Annotated in this window: 12 protein-coding genes; 7 read left to right on the top strand and 5 right to left on the bottom strand. The window is 77.9% G+C overall.

Annotated features, from left to right (window positions below):
• Window positions 1-20 precede the first annotated feature (20 nt).
• The 4 genes from SNE206_RS24885 to SNE206_RS24870 all read right to left on the bottom strand — a co-directional run bounded on the left by SNE206_RS24885 (window position 21) and on the right by SNE206_RS24870 (window position 3,266).
• The gene (locus tag SNE206_RS24885) at window positions 21-959 is read right to left on the bottom strand and encodes an alpha/beta hydrolase (protein WP_407915721.1); all 939 of its coding nucleotides are present in this window, start codon (window positions 957-959) and stop codon (window positions 21-23) included.
• Window positions 960-1,060: 101 nt separating this feature from the next.
• The gene (locus SNE206_RS24880; RefSeq protein ID WP_407915720.1) at window positions 1,061-1,684 is read right to left on the bottom strand and encodes a TetR/AcrR family transcriptional regulator; all 624 of its coding nucleotides are present in this window, start codon (window positions 1,682-1,684) and stop codon (window positions 1,061-1,063) included.
• Window positions 1,685-1,726: 42 nt separating this feature from the next.
• Window positions 1,727-3,007, bottom strand: coding sequence for an amidase (locus SNE206_RS24875; protein ID WP_407915719.1), 1,281 nt, complete (start codon window positions 3,005-3,007; stop codon window positions 1,727-1,729).
• Between the two features lie 10 nt (window positions 3,008-3,017).
• The gene (locus SNE206_RS24870; RefSeq protein ID WP_407915718.1) at window positions 3,018-3,266 is read right to left on the bottom strand and encodes a hypothetical protein; all 249 of its coding nucleotides are present in this window, start codon (window positions 3,264-3,266) and stop codon (window positions 3,018-3,020) included.
• A 194-nt stretch (window positions 3,267-3,460) separates the two neighbouring features.
• On the opposite strand from SNE206_RS24870, the gene SNE206_RS24865 reads away from it, so the two are divergent.
• The 5 genes from SNE206_RS24865 to SNE206_RS24845 all read left to right on the top strand — a co-directional run bounded on the left by SNE206_RS24865 (window position 3,461) and on the right by SNE206_RS24845 (window position 11,413).
• Window positions 3,461-4,558, top strand: a complete 1,098-nt coding sequence (locus SNE206_RS24865) for an FHA domain-containing protein (protein ID WP_407915717.1) — start codon at window positions 3,461-3,463, stop codon at window positions 4,556-4,558.
• A 109-nt stretch (window positions 4,559-4,667) separates the two neighbouring features.
• Window positions 4,668-6,197 carry a hypothetical protein gene (locus SNE206_RS24860; RefSeq protein WP_407915716.1) on the top strand — a complete coding sequence of 510 codons (1,530 nt, stop codon included), beginning with the start codon at window positions 4,668-4,670 and terminating at the stop codon, window positions 6,195-6,197.
• Entirely contained in the window at window positions 6,194-7,501 is a 1,308-nt protein-coding gene (locus SNE206_RS24855) for a hypothetical protein (protein ID WP_407915715.1), read from the top strand. The genes SNE206_RS24860 and SNE206_RS24855 overlap by 4 nt, the downstream gene beginning before the upstream one ends.
• Window positions 7,498-9,552, top strand: a complete 2,055-nt coding sequence (locus SNE206_RS24850; protein ID WP_407915714.1) for a vWA domain-containing protein — start codon at window positions 7,498-7,500, stop codon at window positions 9,550-9,552. The genes SNE206_RS24855 and SNE206_RS24850 overlap by 4 nt, the downstream gene beginning before the upstream one ends.
• 40 nt (window positions 9,553-9,592) lie before the next feature.
• Window positions 9,593-11,413, top strand: coding sequence for a hypothetical protein (locus SNE206_RS24845; protein ID WP_407915713.1), 1,821 nt, complete (start codon window positions 9,593-9,595; stop codon window positions 11,411-11,413).
• 54 nt (window positions 11,414-11,467) lie between these two features.
• Here SNE206_RS24845 and SNE206_RS24840 read toward each other — a convergent pair whose 3' ends face one another.
• A complete protein-coding gene (locus SNE206_RS24840; RefSeq protein ID WP_407915712.1) occupies window positions 11,468-12,124 on the bottom strand; it encodes an ATP-binding protein in 657 nt (218 codons plus the stop codon).
• A 228-nt stretch (window positions 12,125-12,352) separates the two neighbouring features.
• Between SNE206_RS24840 and SNE206_RS24835 the strand changes: the two genes are divergently transcribed.
• Window positions 12,353-13,162 (top strand): hypothetical protein, encoded by an 810-nt coding sequence (locus SNE206_RS24835; protein ID WP_407915711.1) that lies wholly within the window; start codon window positions 12,353-12,355, stop codon window positions 13,160-13,162.
• A gap of 137 nt (window positions 13,163-13,299) precedes the next feature.
• A complete protein-coding gene (locus SNE206_RS24830; RefSeq protein WP_407915710.1) occupies window positions 13,300-14,034 on the top strand; it encodes a YcnI family protein in 735 nt (244 codons plus the stop codon).
• Window positions 14,035-14,064: the final 30 nt, after the last annotated feature.

The following is a 14,064-nucleotide window of genomic DNA, read 5'->3' as shown; positions in this document are numbered from 1 at the left end:
CCCGTCCGGCGACAGGGCGGTCAGGCGGTCGGAAGGCCCGGGGGGCCGGAGGGCAGCCGGTGCGGCGCGGCCGCGGAGGCGGAGGCGGGCAGCACCTGCGAGCGGCCCGGCGACGGCTCGGCGAGGAAGCCCAGGACGTTGTCGAGCACGCCGGGCTCGGTGAGGATCCGGCGGTGGCCGAGCCCGCGGGTGGTGAGCAGGTCCAGCCGGTCGCCGTACGCGGCCTTCAGCCGGTGCGCCTGGCCGATCGGCACGACGTCGTCGTCCTGGTCGTGCACGACCAGGATGCGCGGGGTGATCTCCGCCGGGCGGTGGGTGGCGTCGAACCGCTCCCACAGCGCCTCCTCCGCGGGGAACAGCACGCGCTCGATCCGCCGGGTGAGTTCGCGCTCCAGGCGGTCCGCGAGGCCCAGCTGCTGCCGGAAGCCGTCGACCAGGAAGCGGAACTCGGCAACGCCGGAGACCGCCACCAGACGGCCCGCCGGAACTCCCTCGCGCAGCGCGAGGAAGGCGGCGCTGACGCCGAAGGAGTGCGCGACGACGGCCTCGAAGGGTCCGTGGCGCGCGTGCAGGCGGGCGATGATCTCGCGGTACTCCAGGATCGTCGTGGCCCGGCCGCCGGAGTCGCCGTGACCGGGGGCGTCGAAGGCGACCGGGCTGAGGCCGAGGTCCAGCAGCCGCGGGACGAAGCCGGCGAAACGCGAGGCGCGGGACCGCCAGCCGTGCACGAGCAGGACGGGCCGGGTGCCGTCGCCCCACCGGTAGACCGTGACCGGGCTGCCGCCGACGGTGAGCGCGGACGGCCGGGCCCGGTCGTGGACCTCGCGTTCCGTGCTGCGGACGCGGCTGCGCCGGACCGGGTGCCGGAAGAGTTCGAAGGCGGCCCGGCCCGCGAGGCGCGGGGCGATCAGGGCGGTGCCGTTGAGGGCCCTGCCGAGCAGGGCGGTGGAACGGTCCATGGTGACTCCCGGAGCGTGGCGGACCCGTGGAGGAGAATTTAGCACGACCGTTCGTGCAGTTTCACGGGCGGACACCGGACGCCCGCCCGGAGCCCGGGCCCTCAGGCCGCGGCAGCCCCGCGCAGCAGCGCCTCCACACCGGCCGCCGCGAGGTCGTACCGCGTGTCGTCGCCGTACAGCAGCGCCTGCGCGTTCGCCGCCTCCAGCAGCCCGACCAGGCCGAAGACCAGCAGCTCGGCGTCGGTCCCCGGCAGCAGGTCGCCCGCCGCGCGCGCCGCCCGCACCAGGTCGCGCAGGTGCTCCTCCCAGGCCAGCCCGGCCGCCGCCAGGGCGTCCCGCAGCTGGCCCGGCCGGGCGTCGTACTCGGCCGACACCGCGGAGAAGAAGCAGCCCCCCGGGAAGACCCGGCCGCGCGAGTACGCCAGCCAGGAGTCGCAGAGCGCGCGCAGCCGGGCCAGGCCCGGAGCCGGTGCCACCGCGTCCACCGGGGCGATCACCGCGTCGTGGAAGATCCGCTGCGCCGCCCGGACGGCCGCCAGCTGCAGCTCCTCCTTGGAACCGAAGCTCGCGAACACGCCGCTCTTGCTCAGCCCCAGATCGCCCGCCAGCCGCCCGATCGACAGCGCGTCGAGGCCCTCCACCGAGGCCACCTCCACCGCCCGCAGCAGCACCGCGCGGCGGGTCTCGTTGCCCCGCTGGACCCGCCCGTCCGTGGTCGCCGCCACCGCGTCCTCCGGTCCCTGTCCGCCTCGCCGTCGGCGGCCAGCCTACGCCGCCAGTCGCCCCTCGATCACGGCCGCGTGGGCGAGCAGCCGCTCGTCCCCGCCCTCCGCGCCGACGCACTGCAGGCCCAGCGGCAGACCCTCCAGCCGCCCGGCGGGCAGCGACACCGCCGGCAGCCCGGCATGGCTCCACGGCAGCGACATCACCGCGCTGCCGGTGGAGTCCAGGCCGCGCGGGGCCGGGCCGGTCGCCGCCGGGGCGACCCACACGTCCACGCCCCGGGCCGCGGTGACCTCCGCCAGCCGGCGGCGGAAGTCGGCACGGGCCACCAGCGCCGCCGCGTGGTCGGCGCGGTCGATCCCGCGGCCCTGCCGGATCGCCGCCACCGTCTCCGGCCGGTACAGCTTGCCGAACCGGGCGAAGAGATCGGCGTGCCCCCGCGCCAGCTCGTACCGGATGATCGTGAGCAGGTGGTGGCGGACGGCCTCGAAGTCGCCGAGCGGATCGACCCGGCGCACCGGCAGGCCGAGCCCCGCGACCGTGCGCTCGAAGGCCGCCAGCGCCTCCGGCCGGACCTCCGCGAGGTACGGGCCGACCGGCACGCCCAGCACCGGGACACCCGGCGCACCGGCCGGACGCCAGTCGTCGCACAGCACGGACGCGGCGAGCACCACCCCCGCGACGTCCGAGGCGTAGCAGCCCATCGTGTCGAGCGTCGGCGCGTGCGCGATCACCCCGTCCACCGGCATCCGCCCGTACGTCGGCCGGAACCCCACCACCCCGCAGTACGCCGCGGGCCGGATCATCGACCCCACCGTCTGGGTGCCGATCGCCAGCGGCACCAGACCGGCCGCGACGGCCGCCGCCGAACCGCTGCTCGAACCGCCCGGGGAGTGCGCCAGGTCGTGCGGGTTGCGGGTCTGGCCGGGCGCGAGCACCGCGAACTCCGCCGTCACCGTCTTGCCCGCCACCAGGGCACCCGCAGCCCGCAGCCGGCCCATCAGCGCACCCTCCGGGCCCGCCAGCGCCCCGGGCGGCAGCGCCGACCCGGCGTGCGTGGGCAGGCCGTCGACGTGCACCACGTCCTTCACGCCCACCGCGACGCCGTACAGCGGCGGGCGCCCCGCCGCCACCGGGTGGCGGGCCGCCAGCTCCCGGGCGTCCGCCGCGAGCCGGTCGTGGCGGCCCGGCTCCGGCACGAACGCCCGGACACCGGGATCGACCCGGTCGATACGGGTGCAGAGCCGCTCGACGTGCTCGTCGAGCGGCGGATCGCCGGCCCGCAGGCGGGCGGCGGCAGGCACGAGCGGCGTCATCGGCTCCATGCCGCCCACGCTACGACGCGGGCCACCCCTCGCCGTGCTCGCCCGGCACGTACGGCGCCTCCCGCAGGAAGACCGCCCCGCACGTGTGGCAGTTGAGGCTCGGCGTGCGGTCCCAGAGGCCCGGGTCGCGCTCCGGTGCGGACATGTCGAGTTCGCGGCCGCACAGGCCGACCGCAGCGCCCTCGCGGACGATGTGCCAGGTCTTCACCCCGCCGGCAGGGCCGGAAGGGCCGTACTCCGCAAGCATCCGGTGCATCATGCCGCCCATGCTCCGCCGACCCCGCGCACCCGGCAATCCGGACGGCGGTGGCCGCCGGTGACAGGGCCGCGCCTTCCCGCCCGCCCGGGACGGCGGCTAGCATGCGGGACCGGCACCGGAAGCCAGGGGGAGCGGTGGACGAAACGTCAGATGCACCTGCCCGCAGGGCGGAAGGCGTCCCGGCCGGCGGCGCCGTGGACCTCTCGAACGTGTGCTGGTCCGCACGGATCCCGCCGCTCGGCGCCGGGATCCCCCGGCTCGCCCGGCTCGACGCGGTGCAGGACGCGTGGCGGCGCCGCTTCGGCCCCGGCGCACCGCTGACCGTCATCGCCGACCGCTCGCTCCGGCACCAGATCGGCCGGGCCGAACGGCCCCGCTTCGACGCCCTGCTCGGCTCCGGCGCGATGACCCTCGCCCCGACCGCCGACCCCGAACTGCTGCGCCTCGCCCGGGACCGGCAGTGGTACGTCGTCAGCGGCGACCAGTTCCTCGACCTGCGCCGGGACCACCCCTGGATCGCCGGCGCGGCCGATCGGTTCCTCGGCTGGGACCTCCGCGGCGGCCGGCTGGTCCTGCGGCCCAGCGGCATCCGCGAGGTGCCCGAGCAGCAGATCTCCCGCGCCGTGGAGGCCAAGAGCCTCAAGTGGCCGCACCGGATCGACGTCCGCGACCCCGCCCACCTGCGGGTGCTGCGCAGCCACTGGCGCTGCAGCGGCCCCCGCTGCCTGCGGGCCCTGCTCTGGCCCGACCACCTGCTGGACTGGCCCACGCTGACCGCGCAGGGCGCCGTGCTCTGCCCGGCCTGCAACAGTGCGCTCACCGAGGCCGGCCCGCGCGGCGCGGTGCGCTCGCTGGTCGTCTCCGACGCGGCGAGCGGCACCGAGCTCGTCCGCTTCCCGCTGTGCCAGGACACCCCCGTGCTGCTCGGCCGCGGCCGACTCGCGCACGGCATCAACCTGGAGGCCCCGGAGCTGCGGCAGTCGCCCGCGATCGGCCGGGTCAGCCGCCGCCACCTGATGCTGAACCTCACCGCCGCACCGGGCGGGCCCCGCATCACCGCGGTCGACCTCGGCTCCGGCAACGGCACCGTCGTCGAGCGCGGGGAGCCGGGCGCCGTACCGCGGGCCCTCGAACCCGGCGGCGAGGTCGTCCTCGGCGACCGCGACGCGCTGCGGCTGGGCGACGCGGTGACCGTCCGGGTCTCCGGGCGCCGCTGGTTCGCCGACGAGGACCTCGCCCTGCCGGTGCTCGCCCAGACCGACGGGGCCCAGCCGACCCGGCTGGTCACCTGACCTGCGGGAATCCACCCCCGGCCACAAGTCCGCTCCTGAGAAGCCCATGTGATGATCGGTCATTTCCACCGGTCCGGGCGGAGGGACGGGCTAGGCTGGCGGCGTGTTGGTGAGTCTGACCAGAGTGGGGGCCTCCCGGCAGTCCCTCACCAAGACGCTCGCGGTCACCGGTGCCGACGTGCACCACGTCCTCGGGTCCGTCGCCCTGCCCGCGCCGCCGCCGCACCTGCCCGCGGCCCGGATCGCGGCGGACGACCGGACCCCCGGCCTGCTCGGCGTCTCGGTCGACGCCGCCTGGCTCGGCACCCCCGCCGCCCGCGACGACCTCTTCCCCTACCTCGGCGCGGTGTTCGCCGCACTCGCCCACGGCGCCCACGCGCTCGGCGGCGTCCTGCACCCGCCCGGCACCCGGCTCGCACCCGGGCAGCAGCCGCCCCTCGGCGGCGACACCCACGAACTCCTCACCCTCGACACCGTCGAACAGGAGGTGCTCGCCAACCTGCTGCGCCGGCACAGCCCGGTGCTCATCGCCCTCGGCGGCCACGGACTCGTCGGCGGCGGCCCCGACCGGGTGGGCTCCCGCCGCCTCGCCGACTCGCGCGAACACCTGGCGGCCCGCCACCTCGCCTCCGCGGACCCCCGCCACCTGCACCGGGTACGGGCCGAGATCCGCCGCCGCGACGGCATCGCCGACCTCACCCGGATGGACATAGCCCCCGTCGGCGACACCGACGGCACCACCCCCCGCGTGCTCGTCCGCTGCCTCGACTCCCAGCCCTCGCTCGCCGACCTCCGCGCCCACGCCCTGCTCCTCGCCGCCCTCGCCCTGCACGCCAGGCGGATGGTCAGGAACGGCAGCCGCGAGGGCGGCACCCCGCAGCGGCTCGTCGAGGAGAACCGCGCCCGCGCGGTCATCCACGGCCTCCGCGCCCGCTTCGTCCCCTCCGGCGGCACCCGCGGCCGCACCGGCGAACCCGTGCCCGCCCGCGAGGCCGCCCGCCGGCTCCTCGACGACCTGCTGCCCGAGCTCTCCCTCCTCGACGCCACCGCCGAGGAGCTCTTCCCGCTGCTGGCCCCGCTGGAACTGCCCGGCCTCGGACTGCCCCCGCAGCGCTCCCAGGACCTGCTGGTGCGGGCCGCCCGGGACGGCCGCGCGGCGCTCGTCGACGTGATCGGCCGACACCTCACCGACACCCGGCCCGGCGGCCTGCTGCTCCGGTCCGTCCGGGAAGAATCCCCCGGCCGGGTCGACCTGCTGCTGGACACCTGGCAGGCCGCCCTCACGGAGGGCGTCTCCCCCCGGGCCGCCGGGACCGCGGCCGGGCCGCAGGCCACCCGGCCCCACGACGGCCGACCGGGCGACGACAAGGCGCGCGACGACCGGGCGCGCGGGCGACGGCCCCGGGACGGCGGCCAGGGCGGCGGCGGCCGGACCGGCACCGGCAGCCGGAGCGGCGGACAGGGCGGCAGCGGACAGGGCGGCAGCGGCGGACAGCGCGCCGACGGGCAGGAACGGCCGGGACAGGAACGGCCGGGGCAGCAGGGCGGCGGCCGGCCGCGCGGCGAACGCCGCCCCGGCGGCGGGCCACGGCAGGGGGACCGGCGCAGCGGCCGGCCCCCGCGGGAGGGCGACACGTGAACGACCAGCAGCCCCGCCACCCCGCCGGGCAGGTGGAAGCCGTCCTCGACCTGCGCGGCTGGGCCCCCGGCGGCGGCGGACGCGACGACCTCCTCGCCCTCTGGAACGAGTTGGAGCCCGCCCTGCACGGACGGCCGCTGCACGGCGGCTCCGTGCACTCCTGGGACGCGGCCCACGGCACGATCGTGCTGGAGATCGTGCGGGTGGCCCCCGGGATCACCACCGCCGGCCCGGAGACGCTCTTCGACCTCGTCGCCGTCCGCGAACGCCCCCGGATCGTCCACCGCTGCGCCGACTGCGACGCCCTCGGCCGGGAGGGGTACGGCTGCTTCCGGTGCCGCTGGTGCGCCGACGAGGGCCGGCCGGAGCGGGTCTGCGTCGAGCACGCGGTGCTGCTGGACGGCGCGCTGACGCCGTCCTGCGGCCGGCACCACCCCGCCTGCACGGACTGCGGCGCACCCGCGTCGTTCTGGTGCGGCGGGCAGAACTGCCGTTCGGGCAAGGCCTGGTGCGAGCAGCACCGGCGGCGGCACCCGCAGGATCCGGACACCGACTACTGCCCGCCCTGCCACCGGCTGGCCTTCCCGGTGTGCGAGGAGCCCGGCTGCACGGCGAGCGGCACCGTCGTGTGCGACTGGCTGGACCTCGCCGGCGCGCCCTGCGGCCGGCAGGCCTGCGGGCGGCACGCCCGCCGCTGGCAGGTCTTCGGCGCCGAACGCGTCGGCCTCGGCCTGTGCCGGGTGCACAGCCAGGTCAAGGGGGCCCCGGTGGAGTCGCTGCTCTTCCAGATCTGCTGCGGCGCGGCCCGGCGCACCGGCGTGCGGATGCCGTCGCTCGCGGCCTTCAGCCACAACCTGCGCAACTGCGACCACCGCGAACTCGCCCTGGACCACCGGGCGGTCCGGGCCGCGCTGACCGGCCTCGACGGGCACCTGCGGCGCAGCGGTCCGCAGCAGTTCGTCAGGCCGGTGGAGCGGGCCGGCGCCGACTGGGACAAGGAGCTGACCCGGCTGCGCGGCCACAGCGACCAGGGCGAGCGGCTCGTCGCCGAGCTCCGGGCGCTGGTCCGCGGTCAGGACGCGCGCTGGGGCGAGGCGATCGCCGCCGCGCTGCGGCTCGCCGAGTACAAGCCGGCCCGCACCGGCGGCCCCGGCGGCGAACGGCCCGCCGTGCTGTGGGTGCACCTGCCGCCGGAGCTGCGCGGGCCGTTCATCGGCCCGCAGGGCTCGCGGGTGGCCGCCTACCGGGAGCAGTTGGGGATGGACGTGCGGATCGAGGGCGGCAACCGGGGAGGCCGGCGGTGAGCGAGGCGCTGATGACGTCCCACAGCCACCGCCTGCGGACGGTGCCGGCCGGCGGCCCGCTGTACGGCCAGCGGATCGGCGTGGCCCCGGCCGCGCTCCCGCCGGGCACCGGCCCGGACGGCCTGCCGGCCCTGCTCGGGCTGGCCGGGGCCGGCGAGAGCTTCCAGGCGGCCGTCCGGCTGGTGCCGGTCGCGGAGGTGCCGCCCGGTGTGCTGGCCGTCAACGCGGCGCTGGCCGCCGAGCTCGACCTCACCGGGGAGGGGCCGGAGCCGCCCTGGCGGCTGGACGCCGTGCCGGTCGTGCCGGCCGTCCGGATCCGCCTGGAGGCGCCGACCGAGGCACCGCTGGAGACGGCCCTGCGGGACGTCTCCGACGCGGGCCTGCCCGGCCGCCTCGTCTGGGTGCCGCCGGGCGGTGCCGGGGACCTCTGGCTGGACGTCGGCGGACTGCCGTACCGGATCCAGCAGTTGGACGCCGGGGCCGGGGGTTCGGTGCTCGCCGAGATCGGCACCGGCACGGAGGCGGAGCTGTTCGCCCCGGGTGCCCGGACGGGTGTCGACATCGTCGTGCTCGCCGACTGCAGCGGCTCGATGGGCGTCGACGACATCCCGGCGGTCGGCGAGCAGGGCGGCGGCGGGCTGCGCGGACTGTTCGGCCGCGGTTCGCGGGCGCCCGTGCAGCGGCGGGACGCCGCGCTCCGCGACGCCCTCCAGCACCTGCTGGCGATGCGGCTGCAGATCAGCGGGCGGGTCTCCCGGCTGGCCCTCGTCGCGTTCACGCACACCACCCGCCAGGTCTTCCCGCGGGGCGGCGGCATGGCGGAGCTCGACGCGGGCAGCGTCGCCACGGCCGACGAGTTCCGGATGGCGGTGTCGCTGCTGCGGCCGGAGAACGCCGGCACCGACATCGGCAACGCCCTGCACGAGGCCGCCAACCTGCTCTACCAGCACGGCAGGCCCGGCAACGAGAAGCTCATCGTGCTCGTCAGCGACGGCGCGCACTGGGCCCCCCGCGGCGACCAGGGCCTCGGCGAGGTCGTGTACGCCGCGCAGGAACCGGTCAGCCTCATGGAGCACCTGCACCGGGACACCGGGGTGCGCCTCCACGCGCTCGGCATCAGCACCCCGCAGCTCTACCGGCAGTGGCTGCACCGCGGCGGCCAGGACGGTTTCGGCCTCGAACCCAACCACACGCTGCTGGAGCAGCTCGTACGGGTGGGCGGCGGAGGCGCTGCGGCGGTGGGCGGCTTCGACGTGCTCGCCGAGTACTTCACGGGGCTGGGCGCGGGGCTCTCCCGGCGGGTGCAGCTGCGCCACGCGTCCGCGCAGCACGGGCCGCTGCCGCCCGCGAGCGCGGCCACCCTGCAGGCGCTGCGGGTGCAGCAGGACCGGGTCGGCCCGGCCGGCGCTCCGGGGGCGGCCGCCGCGTGGGACGTCCTCGCCGACCGGCTGCTGGACGCCGCCGGGCTCTGCAACCGCGAGGCCCGGCGGGTGTGCGGGGCGGGCCTGTTCACCGCGGACCACGTCCGGACGGCCGTCTCGCGGTCGGTCCGCACCGGTGCCGCCCGGCCGGACGCCCACGCCTTCGTCCGGGACGTGGCGGCGGCGTTCCGTCCGCGCCGGCCCGCCCGGACACCGGACCTGCCCGGGCAGCGGATCACGGCCCTGGAGGGCCTGCTCGACCGGCTGCGGGAGCCGGGTGCCCGGCCGGAGGACGACGCCTGGCGGCTGGAGTGGCTGGGCCGCCTCGCCGACGCGCTGGACGAGCTGGCCGGGCGGCTCGCCGACTCCGCGGCCGCGGCTCCGGTGCCGCCCCCGCCCGCGGTGCGTCCCGCCGTGCCGCCGACGGCGCCCGCGACCGCCCCGGACACGGGGTACGGCGTGCCGCAGGGCGACGCGGCCGCGACCGGGGCCGGCCCTGCGGCGACGGACCTCGCCCCGGCCGCTGCGGCACCGCCCGCCGCGCCGGTGCCGGTCTCCGCGGCCTCGACGGTCTCCGCCGTCCCGACGGCGGGCGGCGGGTTCGGGCTGCGCTACCGGGGCGACGAGTGAGGGGATCCGGGTGACGCCGGGCTCGCGGTGGACGGCGGGCATGCGGCTGGGCCCGTCGCACGACCCCGACCAGTACCGGCTGATCGCGCACCGGCACAGCGGGCTGGAGGGCGAGCTGTGGCAGGCCGAGCGGATCGACCGCGACGGCTGGGCCCACACCTGCGCGGTGAAGATCCTCACCCTGCTGCCGCCGCACGACACCGCCGAGGGCCGCCGGCACTGGCTGAGCCGGTGGGAGGACAGCATCCACCGCGCGGCCCGGCTCCGACTGCCCGACCTGGTCGTGCCGGTGGCGTGCTTCGTGGGCGCCGAACCGCACCTGCCGGGCGCCGCCGGGCAGCAGGGCGTCCCGTACCTGGTGTCGCCGTGGCTGGAGGCGGCGCCGGTCGGCGAGTGGGCGCGGCGGTCGCCTGCGGGCGACGCCGAACGGGCCGACCTGCTGGTGCGGCTCTGCCGGGTCGTCGACGACCTGCACCGCTGCGGGTGGGTGCACCGCGACATCTCCCCCGGCAACGTGCTCGTGGACGCGGCGGGGGCGCCGAAGCTCATCGACCTCGCGTTCCTGGCGCCGCTCGACCGGCCGCTGACGGCGGTCGTCGCGACGCCCGGCTTCGCGATCGTCGAGGAGGAGTCGCACGGCGGCCGGCCCAGCGAGGCGAAGGACCGCTTCGCGGTGGGCGCGCTGGCCCGGATGCTGCTGATGCCGGACGCCCCGCGGCTGCCGGACTTCGACGCGGCGCGCGTGACGGAGCAGCAGCTGCTGCGGGCGGGGCACTCCGCGGACGTCGCGGCGCTGCTGGTGCAGGCCCTGGACGCCCGTCCGGACCGCCGGCCCGCGCCGCTGGAACCGTGGGCGGAGCGGCTGCGGCAGCTGCTCGCCGAGACGGCACGGCGTGCGGAGCACGCGTGCGTGGCGGTGCTGGCCGACGGCCGTTCGCCGAGTCTCGTGGTCACCGGCGGGCGCCGCGGGGTGTCCTGGTACGGGCCGGAGCCGGACACCGCGGCAGGGCTCGCCCCGGCCGCCGGGGCACCCCGGGACGTCCGGGAGATCGCGGCGGTCCGCGGCGGCCGGGGCGAGCCGCTGGTGGCCGCGGTGGACGGCGGGGCGACGCTCTGGCTGGGCGGCGGCGCCGGGTGGGTGCGGGCGGGCGAGGGTGCGGCCGGGCTGGCGGTGCTGGCCTCCCCGGGCGGCGGGGTGCTGGTGTGGACCGGCCGGGACACCGGTCTGCGGCTGACCCGGTGGTCGCCCGGCGGCGGCACGGAGGAGTCGGTGCAGCCGGGTTTCCGGCAGGCGCGGGTGCTGGCCGCGGCCTGGGGCCCGGAGATGGGCGTGCCGGTGGTGCTGGTCGCGGAGCCGGACCGCCTGCTGAGCGTGACCTGGCCGCAGGGCGGCGGGGGCCCGTCGGAGCGCGGGACCGTGCTGGAGGGCGCGGTGGTCCGGGCGGCGCTGGCCGTGGGACGGGCCGGGGAGCCGGAGGTGCGGGCGGTGTCCGCGGACGGCGGGGTGCGGGCGTTCCGGCAGCACTTCTCCGGGGAGTGGCTGGCGGACCGTACGGCGTCCGGGTCCGGGTCCGGCACGGACGTCGCGATGGCGGGGCTGCGCGGCGGACCGGCCGTCGTGACCGCCCGGCCCGACGGTGCGGCGGTGGAGCTGACCTCGCCGGACGGCGGGCACCCCGCGGTGACGGTCCTGGGGGTGCCGCAGGCCGCCCGGGTGGCGGTCGCGCTGGGTGCCGACCGGCGGCTCCGCGTCGCGGCCCTGGCGGGCGGACGTCCCGCGCTGTGGGCGGAGGACTGGGACGGCGCCTGGTGGGAGCAGGAGCTGGAGGAGCTGCGGGGGTCCGCGGGCGGCGGGCTCTGAGCGCAGCGGCACCCGGCCGTCGGCACCCGGTCGTCGGCCCTCGGACCTCGGACCTCAGGACGCGGCGCGCAGCAGGGCGTCGTCCTGCCACTTGAGGATCTTGTCGAAGCTGACGATCGCTCCCCTCAGGGGGTGGTTGCGCAGCTGGACGTGGTCGGTGAGGGCGTGGATGAGGAAGAGTCCGCGGCCGGACTCCGCGCCGAGGTCGGGCAGCACGTCCGGGTCGGGTGCGCGGACGGTGGCGGGCCGGCCGGCGGGCAGCACGTGGGTGTCGTAGGGCGCGGGGCCGTCGGTGCGGCGCGGGCGGTGGCCGACGAGCAGCGGGGCGGGCAGGGTGGCGCGGCCGCGGCGGGTGCGGCAGCGGCGGCCGGCCGGCCGGGCCTGCGCGGGGGCGGGCCGCCCGGTGCGGCGCAGCGGCGGGACGGCGGCGGGCAGCGGCACGCCGACGGGCGGCAGGCCGGGCCCCGAGTCGATCACCTCGATGCGCAGCCGGTCGCCGGCGATGGAGGCGGTGACCTGGAAGCCCTCGTCGGGGCGGGCCGTGACGGCGTGCTCGACGGCGTTCGCGCAGGCCTCGGTGAGGGCAACCCCGAGGTCGTACGCGATCTGCGGGTCGACTCCGGCGGAGTCCATGGCGCCGAGCAGGATGCGGCGGGCGAGCGGCACGCTGGCCGGATCGCGCTTGAGGTGCAGAGTCCACCAGATGTCCACGGGAGGTCCCTCCTGGCTGCGGCTCCACATACAACTAGGTATCTCCGGGCGTTTCCGCGATGAACCGTCGGCGCGGCCGCGGACCGCCCGTTCGGGGGATGGACTGGCGCCGAAGTGTGTGCCGGGCGGCGCACGGCGGAGTGTCCGCGCCGGGGCCGAAAGGGTCATCCGTCATATTTGCCACCCTGCCCCGGTCGGCGGTGTGAACGGTGAGATGATGGCCCGGCCATGACCGACCGTCCCGTCGCCCCGTTCGCAGGCGCCGCCGCCCCCACCGACGGGGTGCCGGCCGCGGCCTGGGACTTCAGGGTGGCGCGGGCCGTTCCGTTCGCCCTGGTGTGCACGCTGATCGCGGCGGCCGGGCACGCGTGGGTCGGCGGCGGGGACGTCGCCCTGCCCGCCCTGGCGGCGGGTTTCACCGCCGTGCTGCTGCTCGCGGCGTCGCTGGGCGGCCGGGAGCGGTCGCTCGGCGCGATCACCGGCGCCCTGGCGGCGGGTCAGCTCGCCCTGCACGTCGTGTTCCACACCGTCACCACCCCGGCCACCGGTGGCCACCACATGGCCGGCATGACGATGCCGGAGGCCGCGGGGCGGCTGCTCTGCGACGACGTCGCGGGCAACGGCGTGACCGCCCTGCCCGCCGGCACCAGCCCCGAGCAGCTCATCAGCGCGGCGGGCCTGGACCCGCACGCGTACGCCGCGGCGGGTGCCGGCCATGCCGGCGGCCTGCTCGGCACGAGTCCCGCGATGCTGCTCGGCCACCTCGTCGCGGCCGTCGCCGCGGGCTGGTGGCTGCGGCGCGGCGAGGCCGCGCTCTGGCGGCTGCTGCGGCTGACCGCGGCCGCGGCCCGGGAGCTGGCACCGCCGCTGCGCACGGTGCTGGGGCTGCTGGCCGCGCTGCTCACCGGTGGCGCCGTGCCGTCGCGCCCGGTGCGGCCGTACGGCGGGCGGGCGGAGGACTGGCGGCTGCCGGTGGCGGCCGTCCTGCGGCACAGCGTGGTCCGGCGGGGGCCGCCGGCGGGGGCGTTCGCGCGCTGACGGGCCGAGGGCCCGTGGCGTGCGCGACCGGCCGTGCCGCGCGTGAGCGGACGGCCCGCACCTGCCCCACCACAGCCCCGGTGCACGCCTGCGGCCGCGAGCCGCCGTGCGCCCCCTCTCCCCTTGGAGACCCCATCATGCGTTCCACTCCCGCCCGCCGGACCGCCCTCGCCGCCGCCGTGGCCGGCGCCGCCCTCCTCGCGCTGGCCGGGCCCGCCGCGGCCCACGTGACCGTGCAGCCGGGCAGCGTCCCGCAGGGCGGCTACAGCGTCGTGGCGTTCCGGGTGCCGGACGAGAGCGACACCGCGTCCACCGTGAAGCTGGAGGTCAGCCTGCCCGCCGACCACCCGATGGCCTCGGTGCGGGTGCAGCCCCTGACCGGCTGGACGGCCGTCCTGGAGAAGACCAAGCTCGCCACGCCGCTGAAGTCGCACGGCAAGGACATCACCGAGGCGGTCACGAAGATCACCTGGACCGCCGACGCGACCGCCAGGATCGCGCCCGGCCAGTTCCAGGAGTTCCGCGTGTCGCTCGGCGCCCTGCCGACCGACACCGACACGCTCACCTTCAAGGCCCTGCAGACGTACGACAACGGCGAGATCGTCCGCTGGATCGAGGAGGCGAAGGAGGGTCAGGCCGAGCCGGCCAAGCCCGCACCCGTGCTCACCCTGACCAAGGCCGCCGCGGCGTCCGCGTCCGCCGCCCCGGCCGCCGACCACCACGCCTCGCAGGACACCGCGGCGGCCGCCTCCGGCAGCGCGGCCGACGACTCCACGGCGCGCACGCTCGGCGTCGTCGGCATCGTCGTCGGCGTGGTCGGCGCTGCCCTCGGCGTCGTCGGCCTCCGCCGCCGCAGCGGCTCCGCCTCCTGACCCGCGGCCCGGCGGGCCGCCCCCCCCCGG

The sequence above is a fragment of the Kitasatospora sp. NE20-6 genome, from assembly GCF_045862635.1.
The sequence above is the reverse complement of the archived record's forward strand: the minus strand, read 5'-3'. Positions and strand labels throughout refer to the sequence as shown.

Coding starts and splice junctions, on each gene's coding strand:
- SNE206_RS24830 (WP_407915710.1), top strand. CDS start 13,300: ATGCGTTCCACTCCCGCCCGCCGGACCGCCCTCGCCGCCGCCGTGGCC.
- SNE206_RS24885 (WP_407915721.1), bottom strand. CDS start 959: ATGGACCGTTCCACCGCCCTGCTCGGCAGGGCCCTCAACGGCACCGCC.
- SNE206_RS24845 (WP_407915713.1), top strand. CDS start 9,593: ATGCGGCTGGGCCCGTCGCACGACCCCGACCAGTACCGGCTGATCGCG.
- SNE206_RS24875 (WP_407915719.1), bottom strand. CDS start 3,007: ATGGAGCCGATGACGCCGCTCGTGCCTGCCGCCGCCCGCCTGCGGGCC.
- SNE206_RS24870 (WP_407915718.1), bottom strand. CDS start 3,266: ATGATGCACCGGATGCTTGCGGAGTACGGCCCTTCCGGCCCTGCCGGC.
- SNE206_RS24835 (WP_407915711.1), top strand. CDS start 12,353: ATGACCGACCGTCCCGTCGCCCCGTTCGCAGGCGCCGCCGCCCCCACC.